At 46.1% G+C, this 18,289-nt stretch carries 23 protein-coding genes; 21 read left to right on the top strand and 2 right to left on the bottom strand.

Annotated elements, in window-relative coordinates:
• Positions 1-35 precede the first annotated feature (35 nt).
• The 9 genes from abbA to ABDB98_RS07295 all read left to right on the top strand — a co-directional run bounded on the left by abbA (position 36) and on the right by ABDB98_RS07295 (position 6,079).
• On the top strand, positions 36-227 hold the full coding sequence (gene abbA, locus ABDB98_RS07255) for an antirepressor AbbA (protein ID WP_013352076.1): 192 nt from the start codon (positions 36-38) through the stop codon (positions 225-227).
• A 143-nt stretch (positions 228-370) separates the two neighbouring features.
• Positions 371-814: a cyclic-di-AMP-binding protein CbpB gene (gene cbpB / locus ABDB98_RS07260; protein ID WP_060962917.1), complete on the top strand. Its 444-nt coding sequence runs from the start codon at positions 371-373 to the stop codon at positions 812-814.
• A 139-nt stretch (positions 815-953) separates the two neighbouring features.
• A complete protein-coding gene (ccpC, locus tag ABDB98_RS07265; RefSeq protein ID WP_438421800.1) occupies positions 954-1,835 on the top strand; it encodes a transcriptional regulator CcpC in 882 nt (293 codons plus the stop codon).
• Positions 1,836-1,947: 112 nt separating this feature from the next.
• Positions 1,948-2,421: a flavodoxin gene (locus ABDB98_RS07270; protein ID WP_438421801.1), complete on the top strand. Its 474-nt coding sequence runs from the start codon at positions 1,948-1,950 to the stop codon at positions 2,419-2,421.
• Positions 2,411-3,304 (top strand): WD40/YVTN/BNR-like repeat-containing protein, encoded by an 894-nt coding sequence (locus ABDB98_RS07275; protein WP_438421802.1) that lies wholly within the window; start codon positions 2,411-2,413, stop codon positions 3,302-3,304. Before ABDB98_RS07270 ends, ABDB98_RS07275 begins: the two co-directional genes overlap by 11 nt.
• A 26-nt stretch (positions 3,305-3,330) precedes the next feature.
• Positions 3,331-3,786 carry a flavodoxin gene (locus ABDB98_RS07280; RefSeq protein WP_438421803.1) on the top strand — a complete coding sequence of 152 codons (456 nt, stop codon included), beginning with the start codon at positions 3,331-3,333 and terminating at the stop codon, positions 3,784-3,786.
• An 81-nt stretch (positions 3,787-3,867) separates the two neighbouring features.
• A complete protein-coding gene (dapD, locus tag ABDB98_RS07285) occupies positions 3,868-4,578 on the top strand; it encodes a 2,3,4,5-tetrahydropyridine-2,6-dicarboxylate N-acetyltransferase (protein ID WP_438421804.1) in 711 nt (236 codons plus the stop codon).
• Positions 4,579-4,648: 70 nt separating this feature from the next.
• Entirely contained in the window at positions 4,649-5,773 is a 1,125-nt protein-coding gene (locus ABDB98_RS07290; protein ID WP_438421805.1) for an N-acetyldiaminopimelate deacetylase, read from the top strand.
• Positions 5,774-5,833: 60 nt separating this feature from the next.
• Positions 5,834-6,079, top strand: coding sequence for a YkuS family protein (locus ABDB98_RS07295; RefSeq protein WP_438421806.1), 246 nt, complete (start codon positions 5,834-5,836; stop codon positions 6,077-6,079).
• 33 nt (positions 6,080-6,112) lie between these two features.
• Here ABDB98_RS07295 and ABDB98_RS07300 read toward each other — a convergent pair whose 3' ends face one another.
• Complete coding sequence (locus ABDB98_RS07300; RefSeq protein WP_438421807.1) at positions 6,113-6,919, bottom strand: mechanosensitive ion channel family protein; 807 nt, start codon at positions 6,917-6,919, stop codon at positions 6,113-6,115.
• 295 nt (positions 6,920-7,214) lie between these two features.
• Here ABDB98_RS07300 and ABDB98_RS07305 point away from each other — a divergent pair, with 295 nt between their 5' ends.
• Complete coding sequence (locus tag ABDB98_RS07305) at positions 7,215-7,673, top strand: TlpA disulfide reductase family protein (RefSeq protein WP_438421808.1); 459 nt, start codon at positions 7,215-7,217, stop codon at positions 7,671-7,673.
• Between the two features lie 468 nt (positions 7,674-8,141).
• The gene (rok, locus tag ABDB98_RS07310; RefSeq protein ID WP_047475244.1) at positions 8,142-8,738 is read left to right on the top strand and encodes a transcriptional regulator Rok; all 597 of its coding nucleotides are present in this window, start codon (positions 8,142-8,144) and stop codon (positions 8,736-8,738) included.
• A gap of 21 nt (positions 8,739-8,759) precedes the next feature.
• On the opposite strand, the gene ABDB98_RS07315 is transcribed toward rok, so the two are convergent.
• A complete protein-coding gene (locus ABDB98_RS07315; protein ID WP_438421809.1) occupies positions 8,760-9,734 on the bottom strand; it encodes a sporulation protein in 975 nt (324 codons plus the stop codon).
• Positions 9,735-9,878: 144 nt separating this feature from the next.
• Between ABDB98_RS07315 and ABDB98_RS07320 the strand changes: the two genes are divergently transcribed.
• From ABDB98_RS07320 to ABDB98_RS07365, 10 genes are all read left to right on the top strand, one after another.
• Positions 9,879-10,481 carry a molybdenum cofactor guanylyltransferase gene (locus tag ABDB98_RS07320; protein ID WP_438421810.1) on the top strand — a complete coding sequence of 201 codons (603 nt, stop codon included), beginning with the start codon at positions 9,879-9,881 and terminating at the stop codon, positions 10,479-10,481.
• 51 nt (positions 10,482-10,532) lie between these two features.
• A complete protein-coding gene (locus ABDB98_RS07325; protein ID WP_438421811.1) occupies positions 10,533-11,552 on the top strand; it encodes a molybdopterin-synthase adenylyltransferase MoeB in 1,020 nt (339 codons plus the stop codon).
• Between the two features lie 17 nt (positions 11,553-11,569).
• Complete coding sequence (locus tag ABDB98_RS07330; protein ID WP_438421812.1) at positions 11,570-12,862, top strand: molybdopterin molybdotransferase MoeA; 1,293 nt, start codon at positions 11,570-11,572, stop codon at positions 12,860-12,862.
• On the top strand, positions 12,823-13,344 hold the full coding sequence (mobB, locus tag ABDB98_RS07335) for a molybdopterin-guanine dinucleotide biosynthesis protein B (protein WP_438421813.1): 522 nt from the start codon (positions 12,823-12,825) through the stop codon (positions 13,342-13,344). The genes ABDB98_RS07330 and mobB overlap by 40 nt, the downstream gene beginning before the upstream one ends.
• On the top strand, positions 13,345-13,815 hold the full coding sequence (locus ABDB98_RS07340; RefSeq protein ID WP_438421814.1) for a molybdenum cofactor biosynthesis protein MoaE: 471 nt from the start codon (positions 13,345-13,347) through the stop codon (positions 13,813-13,815). It begins immediately after the preceding gene.
• Positions 13,812-14,045: a molybdopterin converting factor subunit 1 gene (gene moaD / locus ABDB98_RS07345; RefSeq protein WP_015417377.1), complete on the top strand. Its 234-nt coding sequence runs from the start codon at positions 13,812-13,814 to the stop codon at positions 14,043-14,045. The genes ABDB98_RS07340 and moaD overlap by 4 nt, the downstream gene beginning before the upstream one ends.
• A 343-nt stretch (positions 14,046-14,388) precedes the next feature.
• Positions 14,389-15,087, top strand: a complete 699-nt coding sequence (locus tag ABDB98_RS07350) for a YIP1 family protein (protein ID WP_438421815.1) — start codon at positions 14,389-14,391, stop codon at positions 15,085-15,087.
• Between the two features lies 1 nt (position 15,088).
• Entirely contained in the window at positions 15,089-16,225 is a 1,137-nt protein-coding gene (locus tag ABDB98_RS07355) for an efflux RND transporter periplasmic adaptor subunit (protein WP_438421817.1), read from the top strand.
• Positions 16,226-16,918: an ABC transporter ATP-binding protein gene (locus ABDB98_RS07360; protein WP_438421818.1), complete on the top strand. Its 693-nt coding sequence runs from the start codon at positions 16,226-16,228 to the stop codon at positions 16,916-16,918. It abuts the gene before it with no gap.
• Positions 16,915-18,108, top strand: a complete 1,194-nt coding sequence (locus ABDB98_RS07365) for an ABC transporter permease (protein ID WP_045926920.1) — start codon at positions 16,915-16,917, stop codon at positions 18,106-18,108. Before ABDB98_RS07360 ends, ABDB98_RS07365 begins: the two co-directional genes overlap by 4 nt.
• The last annotated feature ends 181 nt before the right edge of the window (positions 18,109-18,289 follow it).

The following is an 18,289-nucleotide window of genomic DNA, read 5'->3' on the forward strand; positions in this document are numbered from 1 at the left end:
AGGTATTCAGTTAAAAATAGGGGGCCTGATTACGTATGAGTCTTATCGGTGAACGATTTACGGAAGAAGAACAAAAACTTCTGCTGAATATCCTGATCAATCATGAATATGCCATTGAGCTTTTGACCAGCGAAATCAACGATATAGAAGCAGGGTCAAAAAGCGTTGATGGAACCACTTATAAAAAACTCGTAACGCTTTATGACCGTTTCCGGAATGAAAATTAATCAGCGGCCTAAAAATTGATACTCGATTGCAAAGAGTATCTTTTTTATTGACGGAAACTTTTCGACAAAAAATGATAATGTTTATATTATGGCGATATAGGGAATACATGTTTTGATGAAAAATGTAAAGGGGTCGAAGTGACATGATTAGCTTACAATCAGATCAGCTTCTTGATGCAACAGTCGGACAATTTATGATCGAGGCGGATAAAGTGGCGCACGTACAAGTCGGAAACAACCTTGAGCATGCTCTTTTAGTGCTGACGAAAACCGGCTATACCGCTATTCCAGTCCTTGACGCTTCGTACCGTCTGCACGGTTTGATCGGCACAAATATGATTATGAACAGCATTTTCGGACTTGAGCGGATTGAGTTTGAGAAGCTGGATCAAATGACGGTTGAGGAGGTCATGCTGAAAGACATTCCCCGTCTCCACATCAATGATCCGATTATCAAAGGGTTCAGCATGGTCATTAACAACGGCTTTGTCTGCGTTGAAAATGATGAAGGTGTCTTTGAAGGCATCTTTACGAGAAGAGTCGTATTAAAGCAGCTGAGCAGCCATCTCAGGTCATTGAATAAGTAGGCTCGCACGATCAGCCTATTTGTTCTTTGCATGTCAGAAAAAGAAAGCGTATACATATTTATTGCACTTGCTTCGGCAGCCTTTATTTTATTAGAATGGTAGATAAGAAATACGAAAAGGCATTGAAAAGGAGGACGACATGCAGCTTCAAGAGCTTCATATGCTCGTAGTTTTAGCTGAGGAATTAAACATGAGGAAGGCTGCCGAACGGTTATTCGTGTCCCAGCCGGCTCTGTCCCAGCGATTGCAGACCATTGAAAAAGCCTGGGGAACAAAGATCTTTCTAAGATCTCAAAAAGGACTTACGGTAACGCCGGCAGGAGAAAAAATCATACAATTTGCAAATGATGTCACGGACCGGCAAGAGAGAATAAGAGAAAATATTGATGAACTTGAAGGGGAAATTCACGGTACATTGAAGCTTGCCGTCGCCTCCATTATCGGGCAGCACTGGCTTCCGAAAGTGTTAAAAACATATGTGGAGCGTTATCCGAATGCAAAGGTTTCCCTCATTACAGGATGGAGCAGCGAAATGCTGAAAAGTCTGTATGAAGATCAGGTACATATCGGCATAATCCGGGGAAACCCGGAATGGAAAGGCCGAAAAGAATATCTAATGACCGATCATTTATATTTGGTCGATACGGAAATTTCCTGCATTGATGATATAGCCTATACCGACCGGCCGTTTATCCAGTTCAAAAGTGACAGTACATATTTTCAGGAAATTCAGCATTGGTGGCATCAAAAATTCAAAACCTCGCCGAAACAGACGATCCTCGTCGATCAGATTGAAACGTGCAAGCAGATGGCGCTGCACGGAATCGGTTATGCCATTTTGCCGTCAGTCACCTTAGATGAGGAAGACAAAGTAAATAAAATGCCCCTGCTTGATGCAAAGGATCATCCGATCGGCCGCGACACATGGCTGCTCGGTTATGAGCCGGCATTTGAATTAAAACAGGTGCAGGCTTTCGTTTCTGTCATCAAAGATATGCTGAAGCAGGAGAACCCTTTTTAGAAAGACAGCAATGAGGCTGTCTTTTTTTATTTTTTTATTGACAGTGAAAATCATTATCATTTAAAGTAATGTATATGTTAATGAAAATCATTATCAATTACGAGGTGATCATATGCAGAAAGCATTAATGATATACGCAAGCATGTCGGGGAATACGGAGGATATTGCCGGCATTATAAAAGAAACACTGAGCGAGCATCAGATTGCAATTGACTGTCTTGACATGGATGAGGCAGATGCGGATTGTCTCGAAGCATATGATTATGTTTTTGTCGGAACATACACATGGGGAGATGGTGATCTTCCTTACGAAGCGGAAGATTTTTATGATGATATTCTGCACCGCCAGCTGAACGGACTGAAAACGGCTTGTTTCGGTTCAGGCGATCACGCCTATCCGAAGTTTTGTGAAGCGGTTACGCTGTTTTGCGATGCGTTTGAACAGGCCGGAGCCAATTTATATCCGGAAACGCTGAAAATCGAATTGGCGCCTGAGACGGCTGAGGATCAGGAATGCTGCAAAGAATTTGTCCGCGGTTTTCTTGCATGGGCCGCTCACCAAGGAGACCGGTGCCATGTTTCATAAAGGCGCGACGGCTGTCATGGCATCAGTGTCTTCAGGATTTTTTGTCGCAGTAAAAGGAGAAGGCATTTTTCATTTTTCCGCAGAAGAAGGCTGGAAAAGGCTGTACCGGATGAAAAGCAAGATTCATGTGCTGACTTACATCGGGCCTTACATATTCGCGGCGGGGGAAAAAGGCGCTGTCCTCAGATCGGCCGATCAGGGAAAGACCTGGACGGCATCCCGATTTCCGACCAGCGCCTCTGTTTGGGCAGTTGCCGGGCGGAATGACGGGTTCGTCTGTGCGCACGGCACGCACTGTCTCTACTTATCTGATGATTTCGGTGTCACTTGGCATGTGGCTAAGCCCTTTTCACATTTAAAGGAGCCGCCTGTCATCCGCTCGCTTTGTTTGCACGGTCAGACGATTTATATCGGCACCCGGATTCATATGAATTATGGCGGCATTTGGGCGTATGATCTGACAGAAGACCGCATCCGGCGTATAAGCTGTGAAAGACAGCGCATGACGGCTTCCATGCTTATGTACAAGAAGGACTGGCTCATTGCCGCAAAGGGAGCGGCAAAGGGAGAACGGGGCGAGGTTGCCGTCCGAAACGTGCGGACGCAAGAGGCGTTTGCCATTACAGCCGCGCCCGCCGTACGGGAAAAATCATTTCTCGACGTTTCTGAGGATGACGGTATTATTTATGTCACTTCGGCACAGGACGAAAACGGATTTTCGCGCATTTACCAAGCTGATTTCGCCGCCGGAGAATTAAAATGGTTTGATACGATCCGCGGTCACGGATGGCGGGTGGCCAATCAGAAAGAAAGCTTTTTTTGCGCGGGCCTTTACGAATGTAAGTTTGTCAGACCGTATGAGGCGGCCCGGCTCGCACATTAGTTTCTATACATAAAGGAGAGACGGAGATGGGGAAAGTATTGCTTGTTTATGCGACAATGTCAGGAAACACCGAGGCAATGGCGGATTTGATTGAAAAAGGGCTGATCGAAGCACAAGCATCTGTAGACAGATATGAAGCGATGGATATCCATGCCGAACTTTTTAATGACTACGAGTATATTTTATTAGGCACATATACGTGGGGAGACGGGGATCTTCCTGATGAAATGCTCGATATCGCTGAAGATATGGAAAACCTGGAGTTTGCAGGGAAAACATTTGCTCTGTTCGGTTCCGGAGATACGTCCTATGCGTTTTTTTGCGGAGCGGTTGACGAATTGGAAAAAGTGATCACGGCCCGGGGAGGACGGGTGGTGCTGCCATCGGTCAAAATTGAAAACAACCCTGAAGGCAGTGAGGAAGAAGAGCTCAGGGAATTCGGAAGACAGTTTGCCGCACTGTGCAGACAGCCGGCAGAATAAAGGCTTGTTCCTTTTTTTCTTGTTTTTGCATCCTTCCTTTGTTACAGTAATGAGGTAGAAAATCAGAGGAGGACAATACATATGAAAATGATGGATGCAAATGAAATTATTTCATTTATTCAAAATAGTACAAAATCAACGCCTGTAAAAGTGTATGTAAAAGGCAATCTTGAGGGAATCAGCTTTGGCGATTCCGCTAAAACATTCCTGAACGGCCAATCCGGCGTTGTTTTTGGCGAATGGGCTGACATTAAAGCGGCAATTGAAGAAAACAAAGACAAAATTGAGGATTACGTCATTGAAAATGACCGCCGCAACTCTGCGATTCCGATGCTTGACTTGAAAGATGTAAAAGCGCGCATCGAGCCCGGCGCTATTATCCGCGACCAAGTCGAAATCGGCGATAATGCCGTTATCATGATGGGGGCGTCCATTAATATCGGTTCAGTCATCGGCGAAGGCACAATGATTGATATGAACGTTGTGCTCGGAGGACGCGCGACTGTCGGAAAAAACTGTCACATCGGAGCGGGTTCTGTATTAGCGGGCGTTATTGAGCCGCCAAGCGCTAAGCCTGTTGTCGTGGAAGATGATGTTGTCATCGGCGCAAATGCGGTTGTGCTTGAAGGCGTAACAATCGGAAAAGGCGCGGTTGTCGCTGCGGGAGCCATCGTAGTAAATGACGTTGAGCCATATACTGTTGTAGCAGGAACACCAGCGAAAAAAATCAAAGATATCGATGAAAAAACAAAAGGCAAAACAGAAATCAAACAGGAATTACGCCAGCTGTAAGGAATGGTTTGATAGAATGGGCGTGGATGATAAAATCCACGCCTTATTCTTATCTTAAGGAGGAATACATATGGAAAAAGAGCGGCTCATAGCGATCCGGAGAGATCTGCACCGCATCCCGGAAATCGGCTTTCAGGAATATAAAACACAGCAGTACCTGCTGAATATATTAAAACAATATCCGGAAGATAGAATTGAAATCGAAACGTGGAGAACCGGAATCTTTGTCAAAGTCAACGGCACGGCTCCGGAAAAAATGCTCGCCTACAGAGCGGATATAGATGCTTTATCGATTGAAGAACAGACGGGGCTTCCGTTTGCATCTGAACATCCCGGTTTTATGCACGCATGCGGCCACGATATGCACATGACCATCGCGCTCGGCATTATTGATCATTTTGTCCATCACCCGGTCAAGCATGATCTGCTCTTTTTATTCCAGCCGGCTGAAGAAGGACCGGGCGGAGCGGAACCGATGCTTGAAAGCGATGTGCTGAAAAAATGGACGCCGGATTTGATCACGGCTCTCCATATAGCACCTGAACTGCCGGTCGGCACAATCTCCACCAAAAGCGGATTGCTGTTTGCCAATACGAGCGAGCTTGTCATCGACCTTGAGGGGAAAGGCGGACATGCGGCATATCCGCATACAGCAGATGACATGGTCGTCGCCGCAAGTACGCTTGTCACGCAGCTGCAGACGGTCATATCCAGAAATACGGACCCGCTTGACAGCGCGGTAATTACTGTCGGAACAATTACCGGAGGCACGGCGCAAAATATCATCGCAGAGCGTGCTCATCTGGAAGGAACGATCCGGACGCTTTCTGAAGAATCAATGCATAATGTGAAAAAGCGGATTGAAGAACTCGTCAAAGGAATTGAAATCGGCTTCCGCTGTAAAGGAAAGGTCACGTACCCGTCCGTTTATCATCAAGTTTATAATACAAGCGGCCTGACCGAAGAATTTATGCAATTTGTCAGTGATCATCATCTTGCAGAAGTGAAGACGGCGAAAGAAGCGATGACCGGAGAAGATTTCGGGTATATGCTGAAAAAATATCCCGGCTTCATGTTCTGGCTCGGTGCCGATTCTTCCCACGGGCTTCATCACGCAAAGCTGAATCCGGATGAAGCTGCGATGGAAACCGCAGTAAATGTCATGGTCGGATATTTTTCGGAGTATGCCAATTAAATCCGAAAAGAAGAATAATCTAACAAAAATTGAGCATTCTACGTAACGGAGGTGTTCAATATGACGAAAAAAATTGGAATTGAACAATCTTTATCGGATGTAGAACAGGCGTTAAAACAAAAGGGATATGACGTAGTGATGATGAAGACTCCTGAGGATGCGAAGGATTGTGACTGCTGTGTCGTAACCGGACTTGACAGCAATGTCCAAGGCATTGCCGATACGTCAACTCAGGCTTCCGTCATTACGGCTTCCGGAATGACAGCTGACGAAATCTGCAGCGAAGTAGAAAAAAAATTTCATTAAAAAGAAAAAACCGAAGCTTATGCTTCGGTTTTTCTATTCGGCAGAAGAGGCGTTTTTCAAACGGTCGAGCGCGATTTTCATTTCTCTCCGCAGCACGCGTTCAACCCGCCATTGCTCCATATTTTCTGTTTTGGCGATGATTCTGATGACCATTTCTGATGTGCTTAAATCCTGAACCCCGATGACATCCGGTCCTTCCTTAATTTGCGGAAGCTCAAGGGCTGCTTTGTCACAGGCGTTTTGCAGGACTTGAATGGTTTCATCAAGGTTTTTTTCAAGCGGCACCTTAATATCGACAAGCGCCTGCATCGTTCCGCGGGAATGGTTGCTCACATTCGTGATCCCCCGGTTGGGAAGATAGTGAAGCGTGCCGTCAAAGCTTCGGATTTGCGTCGTACGCAGACCGACCTGCTCGACAATGCCGCTGTAGCTGGCAACCGTAATATAATCACCGACATCGATCTGTTTTTCCAAAAGGATAAAAAATCCGGTGACAATGTCACTGACAAGCCCCTGAGCGCCAAAGCCGACCGCAAGACCGACCACGCCGGCGCCTGCTATGAGAGCGCTCGGATTGTAGTGAAATAAATCCAATATCATGACGATAAAAACGAAAATCAGTATGTATCCGTACACATTCAGCGCGAGACTCCGCAAAGTATAAGCGCGGCCCGTGGAGAGGTTGTTTTGCTGCTCGAATTTCTGAAACAGATGTTTAATCAGCTTTTTGCCTGCCGTTCTGAAAATAAAATACGTTAAAATAATAAGTGCCAGCTTGACGATGAAAATCCCCGCAGAAGTGATGAGCCCGGCCCAATCAAAGTGTTTTAAATCAATCATAGTGATGTCTTCCTTTCAAGTCTATTGCAGAAAAAGCTAAAAGTTATTTACCCGTTTTCCAATAGAATAAACCTTTTAATAGAAATCAGTTATTTACCGTTATGATTTTTTCTATTGAACGGTTTCACTCTCATTATTTTCGTGAAGATATTAACTAAAGAATCTCCGCTCTCATTTTAACATGGCAGTTCAGCCAAATCATTTACTTTAGAGGGGAAAACAGCCGGATGTTGCCCGATCGAAATGAGAGTGCGGACGAAAGCTCACAAATCTTTTTCATAAGGAGGGACATCAGATGAAATTACATCAGCAAATGCCTGAATTGACAGGCGCCAAAGCCTGGATTAACGGAGAAGTCACGAAGGAACAGCTGATCGGTGAAAAGCCGGCATTGATTCACTTCTGGTCTGTCAGCTGCGGCATGTGTAAAGAAGCGATGCCTGAGGTGAACGGGCTTCGTAATAAATATAAAGATCAGCTGAATGTGGCAGCCGTTCATATGCCCCGTTCCGAAGATGATCTTGACCTTGAGAAAATCAAGGAAACAGCGGCTGAACACAATATCTCTCAGCCGATTTACGTGGACAGCAATCATACGCTGACTGAAGCATTTGGGAATCAATATGTGCCGGCTTATTACGTTTTTGATAAAACCGGACAGCTCCGTCATTTTCAAGCGGGAGGAGACGGAATGACAATGCTTGAAAAACGCGTCAGCCGCGTACTTTCAGAAATGGAGCATGCTTCTGAATAATTGGGACAATCTCCGTCGGACTATTGTCTCGGTTCTGCAAACCCTTTGCCGTTAGGTAATAGGGTTTTTTTGTGCTTATTGGATAAAAAATTCCAAAATGACATGCATGATTGTTGAGCCGGAGTGAAAACGAAAATGAAGAAAAACAGGAGAAAACACGCTGTATCGCATGTTTTCTCCGTATCTTTAGCTTTTACATATTATAGTCGAAAATTGTAGATATTACGCTAATTTTCATTAAACAAGTAATTTCAAGTTATATTTTGAAGTGATTGAATAAAATGGAACACCGCCCAGAATCCCCTATATGATAAGGGTTTTTGTATAGAAAGTACCATTTTCAGAAAATAAGCAATTTTTCATAGAGTAAATAAAATAGTAAAATGCTAAAATAATAGTTGATAAAATTACTTTTGTAATCTAATATCTAAATAAAAGTGTTTAAATTTTTGACAGGGGGTTTTACACATGTTTAATGAAAGAGAAGCGCTGCGCTTACGTTTAGAACAATTGAACGAGGCAGAGGTAAAAGTCATTCGTGAATATCAAATAGAACGTGATAAAATATATGCAAAACTGAGAGAATTAGACAATACGGGCAGCCTGTCCGATACAAAAAAAGAGTTTCGTCCGGAGAAAAAAAGTGACTCTCTCCCAGTGCTTGCAGAGCTTGCGGCACAGGAAATGAGAAGCTACCAAAAGCCGCAGACACAGCCTCAATCCTCACAGCCGCAAATGCAGTCTATTACGTCTCTTCCCGCCGGCATTCCGGACGGTTCTACAAGAAGAAGAAGAGGGACGGCAAGACCGGGTTCAAAAGCGGCAAAACTGCGTGAAGCAGCCATTAAAACATTGAAGCGCCACAATGCGGCGATCAAAAGTTCGGAGCTGCAAAAGGAAATTGAGAAGGAAAGCGGCCTTGAAATCCCTAATATGACAACGTTTATGCAAAGTTTAATTAAAATGTATCCGGAAGTGAAAAAACCATACCGCGGCCAATATATTCTTGAGGGAGAAATTTCTCAGGAAACAGAAGAAACGGCAAATGATACGGCTGCTGAATAAAACAGTAAAAAACTGCTTGCGTTACTCAAGCAGTTTTTTTGCGTTGTCCCGCGTATCTTTTAACGCCTTTTTTTCAAGCTTGACGACATATTTCTGGAACGGTTTTTCTTCATCAGCCCGTTCTTTCAACGCGTCGAGCTTTTCTTCAAACGACTGATCACGGGACTCTGATTGTGCAAACTGTTTTTGCAGGGAGATGACTTGTTCGGTGACCGCTTTAAGCAAGTCTTCTGCCTGAACAGTCCCGGCCGCAGCAGAAGGAAGTTCCAGCTCTTTTTCTGCCGGTTCCGCCGTCCGGCTGTCAATATCAGCAAAATGGCCGGCAATCCAAGCATCACTTTCGTCCAGCTGCCTTTTGTACGAGAGAATGGTTTCTTGAAATAACTTTTCTTTCGTTTTTTCTATTTCTACAAGCCGTTCTTTTGTTTCTAGTATTCGATCTCTCATATGATTAATTTCTATTTTAATATGTTTGAGCTGGTATTCTTTTTCTGTCATTTGTGTTTGCAGCCGGATATTTTCTTCTGCAGCAGCCTGAAAACGCCGTTTCGTATCTTCGTGAGCAGTCTGTTCGGTTTCCATGGCGGTCTCAAGTGAGCTGATACGGGTATGTAAGTTTTTATTTTCTTCTTCAAATTTTACATTCGTAAGATGGAGACGGTGTTTTTCTTCCATCTCATTTTTCCGCCGAAACGTTTCCTTCTGCAGCAGTTCTTGCAGAATGACGATTTTATCGAGCAGCCCGGCCCTGATTTCATGCAGAGACCGTTCCGTGTTACTTGTCTGTTTGTGTTTTTGAGCCATTGCTTCCAGTTCGTCAGTAAGCTTGTGAAGCCGCTCTTTAATATTAGCGTTTTCCTCTTGAAGCTTATTGTTTTTTTGATGAAAGTAGCTTGCTTCAAACTCCGAAATCAGTTTTCTGCATCTCGAAAGTTCAGACTTCAAATAAAGGTTCTCTTGAGAAGTGTCGTGGAAAAACGGACCTGATATTTTCATAAGAACCATCTCCCTCATGATGTTAACACTACAATATGGGATAGGACAGACGGCTATTCCTCTTAATTAAACTGACAAGCACTGTAATATTGTATTTCGGCTGAGGCGTTTGCTATGCTTTTATATAGAATGGGGAGAGATGACATGAAACGGGTGAATGTAATATTAGCAGGGGGAGCTTCCCGAAGGTTCGGGGAACCGAAAGCTTTTGCAAAGTGGAAGGGCGGCATGTTTTATGAGCAGGCGAAAAAAGCCTTCGGCTGCGGAGAGACGGTGATGATCAGCCGCCCTGAACATATAAAAAGGTTCTTAGCAAACAAAGAGAGACATGTTCTTGCCGATGTGCCGCAGTTTCGGGGAATGGGGCCGCTGGCCGGCATATATACGGCAATGAAACAAACGGAAGGCGAAACATACACGGTCATATCCTGTGACACGCCGCTCGTGACTAGAAAGACCATGGCAGCGCTTGAAATGAAGCTGACCGGAAATGTGGACGCTGTCATTCCGATTTGTGAAAACAGAGCGCAGCCTCTCTTGGCGGTTTATCATAAACGGGTGCAAGAGGTGCTTTTTGATCAGCTGGCACAAAACAAGCTGAAAATGGCAGACACGCTGAAACATCTGTCTGTCTGTTATGTTCAGGCTGAAGACATCGGCGCCGGGCCGGAAGAGTTCGTCAATATCAACACCCGCGATGATTACGCCAGACTTTTGGCGCTTATCGAGTCTTCACATCAGGACTGATTGTGAGGAAACATGGTATGATGGAAATAAAAATGCAAGGGGACAACACAGATGGAAGAGCGCTATTCGCGGCAGACAAGATTTAAGCCGATAGGGGAAAAAGGGCAGAAGGCGCTGGCTGACAGCAGTGTCCTGATTGTCGGGGCCGGGGCCCTCGGAACAGCCGCAGCAGAGGGGCTGGCAAGAGCCGGAGCAGGCCGTATGGCGATTATTGACCGGGATTATGTGGAATGGAGCAATTTACAAAGACAGCAGCTGTATACAGAAGAAGACGCGAGAGAACGCCTGCCGAAAGCCGTGGCGGCAAAGACGCGTCTTTTGGCGATAAACAGTGACATACATATAGATGCTTATGCGGCCGAAGGTACGGCGGAAACGCTTGAACCGCTGATTGAACAAGCGGATTGCATCGTGGATGCGACAGATAATTTTGAAACGAGAATGGTCATCAATGATCTGGCGCTGAAAACGAAAACGCCTTGGATTTACGGTGCCTGTGTCAGCAGTCAGGGGATGTGTATGACGATTATCCCTGAGGTTACGCCGTGTTTATCCTGTCTGTTTGAGCAAATACCCGTAGGCGGAGCGACATGTGATACAGCAGGCATCATACCTCCGGCGGTTCATATCGTCTCGGCTTATCAGCAGGCTGAGGCGCTGAAATTGCTGACAGGAAACCATGAAGCGGTAAATCGGCGCTTTTTTACGTTTGATGTGTGGAATAACACCAATATGAGCGTAAATGTGGATCAGACCAAACGGGATCATTGCCCTTCCTGCGGCGCGGAGCCCGTATACCCGTACCTGCAGCCGGAAAACAGGCCGAAAGCAAGCGTGCTGTGCGGAAGAGACACCGTTCAAATCAGATCGGAAGCGTTAAAGAGGTTGGACAAAGAAGAGCTCGTCAAACGTCTGAAGCAGATCGGCAAAGTCGAAGCAAATGAATTTCTGCTGCACATGGCATACGAGCGCTTCAGAATCGTTATTTTTCAAGACGGACGGGCTCTGATTCACGGTACAAATGACATCAAAGAAGCAAATTCAGTTCTGGCCAGAGTGATCGGACTGTAGTAAGGGGAGGTATTGCTATGCTTGAAAAAAGAACGCCGATACAGGTGGGCGAAGCAGTCCGCCGAGTGAGCCGATATAAAAAACAGGGGGATACCGAATGGGTGCCGCTGGAGGACAGCCTTCACCGCTATTTGGCGGAAGATGTTAAGGCGGACCATGATGTGCCTGCCTTTGACCGTTCTCCGTATGACGGTTTTGCCATCAGGGCGTGCGATTCAAAGACGGCTTCCCGTGACAATGCCGTCACGTTTGAAGTCATTGACCATATCGGAGCCGGCGCCGTGTCAGAAAAAGAGCTCGGACCGTATGAAGCGGTCCGCATTATGACAGGGGCGCAGATTCCAAAAGGCGCGGATGCCGTAGTGATGCTTGAGCTGACAAAAACGTATTCTGAAAACGGCACGGATTACATGTCGGTAAAACGCCCTTTCCATGCGGGCGATAATATTTCATACCAAGGAGAAGATGCGAAAAAGGGCAGTTCGCTTTTAAAAAAAGGAACGAAAATCACGCCGGGCGTCACCGCTCTTTTGGCAACCTTCGGCTATTCTTCTGTTCCTGTGGTGAGAAAGCCGGTGGTCGGGATTATCGCCACGGGAACCGAACTTCTTCATGTAAGCGATCCGCTTGAACCCGGGAAAATCCGCAACAGCAACGCGGCCATGGTGTATGCCCAGATCATTGAAGCGGGTGCGGTGCCGCTGAACTTAGGCAAAATTTCCGATGATTTTGATGACAGTTATGCGGCGGTGAAGGAAGCCATGAAAAAAACCGATTTTCTGATCACGACCGGCGGCGTGTCAGTCGGTGATTTTGATTTTCTTCCTGACATTTATGCTAAGCTGGGAGCGGAAGTTTTATTTAACAAAGTGGCAATGCGCCCGGGGAGCGTGACAACTGTCGCACGGGCTGATGACATGCTGCTGTTCGGCCTTTCAGGCAATCCGTCGGCATGTTACGTCGGTTTCACCCTGTTTGTCAAACCGATGATTCAGTCGTGGCTTCTGAATGAAAAACCTCACGCCGGATGGGCGGAAGCCGTGTTAACAAACGACTTTCCAAAGCCGAATCCGTTTGCGAGATTTGTGAGGGCGTTTGTTTACCACAAAGATGGAAAGATGATGGCGTCACCAGTCGGTCTCGACAAGTCAAGCTCAGTCACATCTCTTGCTGAAGCAAACGCGTTTATCCTTCTGCCGGGAGGAACGAGGGGATATGAAGCGGGACGGACGGTTCACGTGCTTCTCATCCGCGATGAGAATGGAAGTGAATGGCCATGGTCAATTCTTTCCCGATCGTCCAGATCGTAGGCTTTCAAAACAGCGGTAAAACAACGTTTATCGAACGTATACTGAAAGCGGCGCCGAAAAATTGCACGGTTGGATGTTTAAAGCATCACGGACATGGCGGAGAGCCGGAACCTTTTTCTGACAGAAAGGATTCAGAGCGCTTATCAAAAGCCGGTGCCGCGGTTACGGCAGTAGAAGGGGACGGGGTCTTGCAGCTTACGGCGCGAAAAAAATGGGATCTGGCTGGTTTGATCGGCCTGTATGAATATGTGGGAATCGACTGTCTTCTCATTGAGGGTTTTAAACATGCGCCGCATCCGAAAATCATTATGATTAAAAGCAGCGAAGATTGGCAAAAGCTGAAGCATTTGGAGCGCGTGCTCGCGGTTGTCAGCAGAAGTACGGAGCATATGCCTGCAGATGCGGGCACACCCGTATTCCATGCGGATGATCCGGATGCCATTATGTTTGTGCTTTCGCAGCTGAAAGGGGGATCTGCATAAATGAAACGTTTTCAAATTACAAGGGAACCTATCATTGCGGAAAATATCGTGAAAAAAGTTGAAAAGCGCGAAGCCGGGGCCATCACAACGTTTATCGGCACGGTCAGAGAGTGGACTGCCGGACGGCGGACGGTGCGTCTTGAATATGAAGCATATGAACCGATGGCTGTTCAAATGCTTTCTCAAATCGGCGATGAAATCAGCGCGAAATGGGAGGGAGCCGAAGCTGCGATCACTCACCGCGTCGGCGTCCTTGATATCGGAGAAGCAGCGGTCGTAATCGCCGTGTCTTCTCCGCACAGAAAGGCGGCATATGAGGCGAATGAATATGCCATTGAACGGATAAAACAGATTGTTCCGATTTGGAAAAAAGAGATCTGGGAAGACGGCGAAGAATGGATAGGCGATCAGCTGGAAACGACGCCTTATCCGAACGGAAAACCGGATTTAAATAAAGGGGAATCACGATGATTAAAGTACTTTTGTTTGCCGGGCTTGCGGAGCAGGCGGGAACACCGGTCATTGAACTTGATGAAAAGGAGGCGGCAGCGTCTGCTGTAAAAACGCTGTTAAAAGAACGGTACGGCCTCCAGACGATAGACAATGCCATGATCGCAATCAATGAAACTTACGTAAAAGACAACAGCATCGTAACAGAAGGCGATACCATTGCCTTTATCCCGCCTGTAAGCGGAGGGTGAATAAAAGCCGGATGTGCATCATTGCCATCCGGCTTTTTTGCACAGTACGCCGATAACATCGGCAAGAAAGGCTGAATTCCAGAGGGAAACCAAATGGAACTTTAAGGAATTTTTAATTGTGCGGTTTTCTTTACATACACAGGCTTAAAAAGGTGTCACCACAAGATTTTGAGCCTGCTTTCATATCAGTCCGGCGCTGGTCATTTTTTACATAATTATGGAACGTACATTTAAGAATTTGTGTTACAATTTAGCATAAATACGCAAACGGCAAAAAAATTGAAACTTTTATAAGCCGGATGCGTACGTATAAACAGAATAATACATAGGAGGCATCAGCAATATGGAACCAAATCTGGAAAAAAACAATACGGCAGTAACGGAAAAGCCGTCAATTTTCGGCGTCATTACAAGTCCTGTTGTGCAGTTTAAAAGATTAAGAGAACACCCGGTCATCGGCATTCCTCTCCTGATTGTCATCATTCTCATCGCGGCGGGGAGTATTTTGCGCGGGCTCGGAATGAATTATGAAGAACTGCTGAACAGCTCATCTCTTGACGGATTGACCGATGATCAGATTGAAATGACCAAAACCATCGCGAAATTCGGCTCGATTTTCGGAGGGATTTTCGGAGGCATTATCGCTCTCTTTATCGTTCCGCTTATTTATTGGCTGTGCGTCAAAATTTCAGGCGGCGTGACAACTTATAAAAAAATGCTCTCACTCGGCCTCTTTACTGCATTGATTACTAACATCGGCTTAGTCATTAACGGACTTGTCATTTATTTTACCGGTGCGGGCTCACTGTACCCTGTCACATCTTTGGCGAGTGTCATACCTGCCGGAGACGGCGTATCGGTCTTTTTAAGCGCGATCGATATTTTCAGCATCTGGAGCTATATTCTGCTCGCGTTAGGTCTGCGCTATACCGGCGGCATTTCTAAAAAAGCAGGCTGGATTTCCGCAATTGTCCTGTTTGTTATTATGCTTTTGGTATCGGCAGTCGGAGGACTGTTAAATTCAGTGGCAGCAGGTGTATAACATGAAAAAACTTTGGATCGGAATCGGCATCGCAGTCATTGTTGCAGTATTCATCAGTATCAATATTTATAAGTCGGCCGCTCCCGCGGGCGGCAGCGCCGGGGAAAAAGTCGATACCGGGACTATGGAAAAAAGAGAAATCTCATCTGCGGTCATGGTTCCGGGAACACTTAAATTCTCCAAAGAACAGTATGTTTTTTATGAAGCGGATAAAGGAACCCTTGATAAAGTAAAAGTAAAAGAAGGCGACAAAGTAAAAAAAGGGTCGTCGCTAGTCACGTATACAAACGAACAGCTCAACCTTGATAAAGAGCAAAATGAGTTGACAGAACAATCAAAACGGCTGCAAATCGAACAAATTCAAGAAAAACTACAAGCCTTAAACAGTAAAGAAAAAGATTTGGCAAAACAAGCGGGAGAAGCGGAAGCCAAAAAACAAATTGAATCCGAACGGACTGATCTGCAGCTTCAGCAAAAAACGGCTGAAATTGAATTAAAGCAATCTGACCTGCAAAAGCAATCTCTTGAAAACCAGGTGGCGAATCTCAATGTCAAGAGTGAGATGGACGGAACGGTTATCTCGGTAAATCAAGAAGCCGCTTCTAAAAAATCGGATATTCAAGAACCGGTAATACATATAGGCGACCCGGAACACCTGATCGTTGCCGGCAATTTGTCTGAATACGACACACTGAAAGTGAAAAAGGGACAAAGCGTTACAATTACATCAGACGCCATTCCGGATAAAACATGGAAGGGAAGAGTGACGGCTGTCGGTCTCGTTCCGGAACAAAAGTCAGGAGCTGCTTCGGGTGAAAGCACGGAACAAGCCGTGCAGTATCCGTTTCAGGTCAAGCTGATCGGAAAGCTTCCGGAGGGCAAACCGGGGTTTAAACTCATTATGAACATTGAAACCGACAAGCGGAAAGCCGATACGCTGCCGTCCTCCGCAGTCAAAAAAGACGGAGATGAGCACTGGGTCTTTACGGTAAAAGACGGGAAGGCCAAACGCGTGAAAGTCAAAGTCGGCGACACCTCGAATCAGTTAACGGAGATAAAAGAGGGACTTTCAAAGAATGATAAAGTCATTCTGAATCCGGCTGACGGTTTGACTGACGGAACGGATGTGAAAGCATAGATGATTCAGCTTTCAAAGGTGAAAAAAAGCTATCAGATCGGCAAGGAAACGTTTGATGTCCTCCGTTCAATCGACCTGACGATTGAACAAGGGGAATATGTATCCATTATGGGACCGTCGGGATCAGGTAAATCTACGATTATGAATATCATCGGCTGTCTGGACAGACCGACATCAGGCAGTTACAGACTTGCGGGAGAAGATGTATCTTCATGCACGGAAAAAGAGCTTGCGGCGGTCCGGAACAAATCAATCGGATTTGTTTTTCAGCAATTTCAGCTGCTGCCGCGATTGAATGCAAGAAAAAATGTCGAACTTCCCATGATTTACGCAGGTATCGGCAAAAAAGAGCGTGAGGAACGGGCCGAATATGCGCTGGAAAAAGTCGGCTTAGCGGATCGGATGCTTCACATGCCGAATGAGCTGTCCGGCGGCCAAAAGCAGCGTGTCGCGATTGCAAGAGCCATCGTTAACGAACCGAAGCTTATCTTGGCTGATGAGCCGACCGGCGCGCTGGATACGAAAACAAGCATTTCCATTATGGAGCAGTTCACAGAGCTTAATGCAGAGGGCGTGACCGTGGTGCTTGTCACACATGAGCCTGAAGTGGCGGATTGTACAAACAGAGTGATCTTCGTCCGTGACGGCAGTATCGTTTCCCGCGATTCTGAGCAGAGGAGAGTGGGGGAATGAGCCTGTTAGAAAATCTCCGGATGGCTCTCAGCTCCGTCAGAGCTCACAAGATGAGATCGATTCTGACGATGCTCGGCATCATTATCGGCGTCGGTTCAGTAATCGTTGTTGTGGCTGTCGGCCAGGGCGGAGAGCAAATGCTGAAGCAATCCATCAGCGGGCCGGGCAATACAATTGAATTGTATTATCTGCCGAGCGATGAAGAATTAACAGCCAATCCGAACGCTTTGCAGCAAGCGAGTTTTACAGAAGAAGATATTAATGGATTAAAAGGAGTGGACGGCGTAAAGCAGGTTGTCGCTTCCGCTGTAAAATCAATGACGGCCCGTTATCATGAAGAAGAAACGGACATTACGCTGAATGGCATTAACAGCGGCTACACGGACGTAAAAAAGCTGGACGTTCAGGATGGGCGGACATTTACGGATAACGATTTCCTTTCCGGGAAAAGAGCGGGCATCATCTCGAAAAAAATGGCTGAAAAGCTGTTCGGGAAAACATCTCCGCTTGGAAAAATCGTCTGGGCCGGCGGACAGCCCGTAGAAGTAATCGGTGTATTAAAAGAAGAGAGCGGGTTTTTATCATTAGGGCTCAGTGAAATGTATGTCCCGTTCAACATGCTGAAAACGTCTTTCGGCACAAATGACTACAGCAACGTTTCGATTCAGACGGAATCCGCTGATCAAATCAAAACAACAGGTAAAGAAGCGGCCCGCCTCTTAAATGACAATCACGGCACAAAAGAGGCCTATCAAGTCATGAATATGGAAGAAATCGCCGCGGGCATCGGTCAGGTCACGACCGTCATGACGACAATCATCGGTTCGATCGCCGGTATTTCTCTCGTTGTCGGCGGAATCGGGGTCATGAATATTATGCTCGTATCAGTAACGGAACGGACAAGAGAAATCGGCATCCGCAAATCGCTCGGTGCCACGAGAGGCCAGATTCTGACACAATTCTTAATTGAATCCGTTGTGCTTACTTTAATCGGCGGCTTAATCGGAATCGGTCTCGGCTACGGGGGAGCATCACTCGTTTCCCTTATCGCGGGCTGGCCGTCGCTCGTTTCCTGGCAGGTGGTTTGTATCGGCGTGCTGTTCAGTATGCTGATCGGTGTCATCTTCGGCATGCTGCCGGCCAACAAAGCATCCCGCTTAGATCCGATTGAAGCGTTACGGTATGAATAGTGGAACGTCCCCATGCAGTCCGCATGGGGTTTTTTCTGTGTTTTAAAGATTGAATGAATATAATAGACTTTTTTCATTTATGATAAAAAGAAATGTCATACAATTGTCCCCCTTTTTGTCGAATTTACAGTTTACAAACCCTATGTACATACGTTAATATGAACAAATGTGAAAGATTTTG

Origin of the sequence: Bacillus siamensis, from assembly GCF_051628075.1 — a bacterium.
In the GTDB taxonomy this organism is placed as follows: domain Bacteria; phylum Bacillota; class Bacilli; order Bacillales; family Bacillaceae; genus Bacillus; species Bacillus siamensis.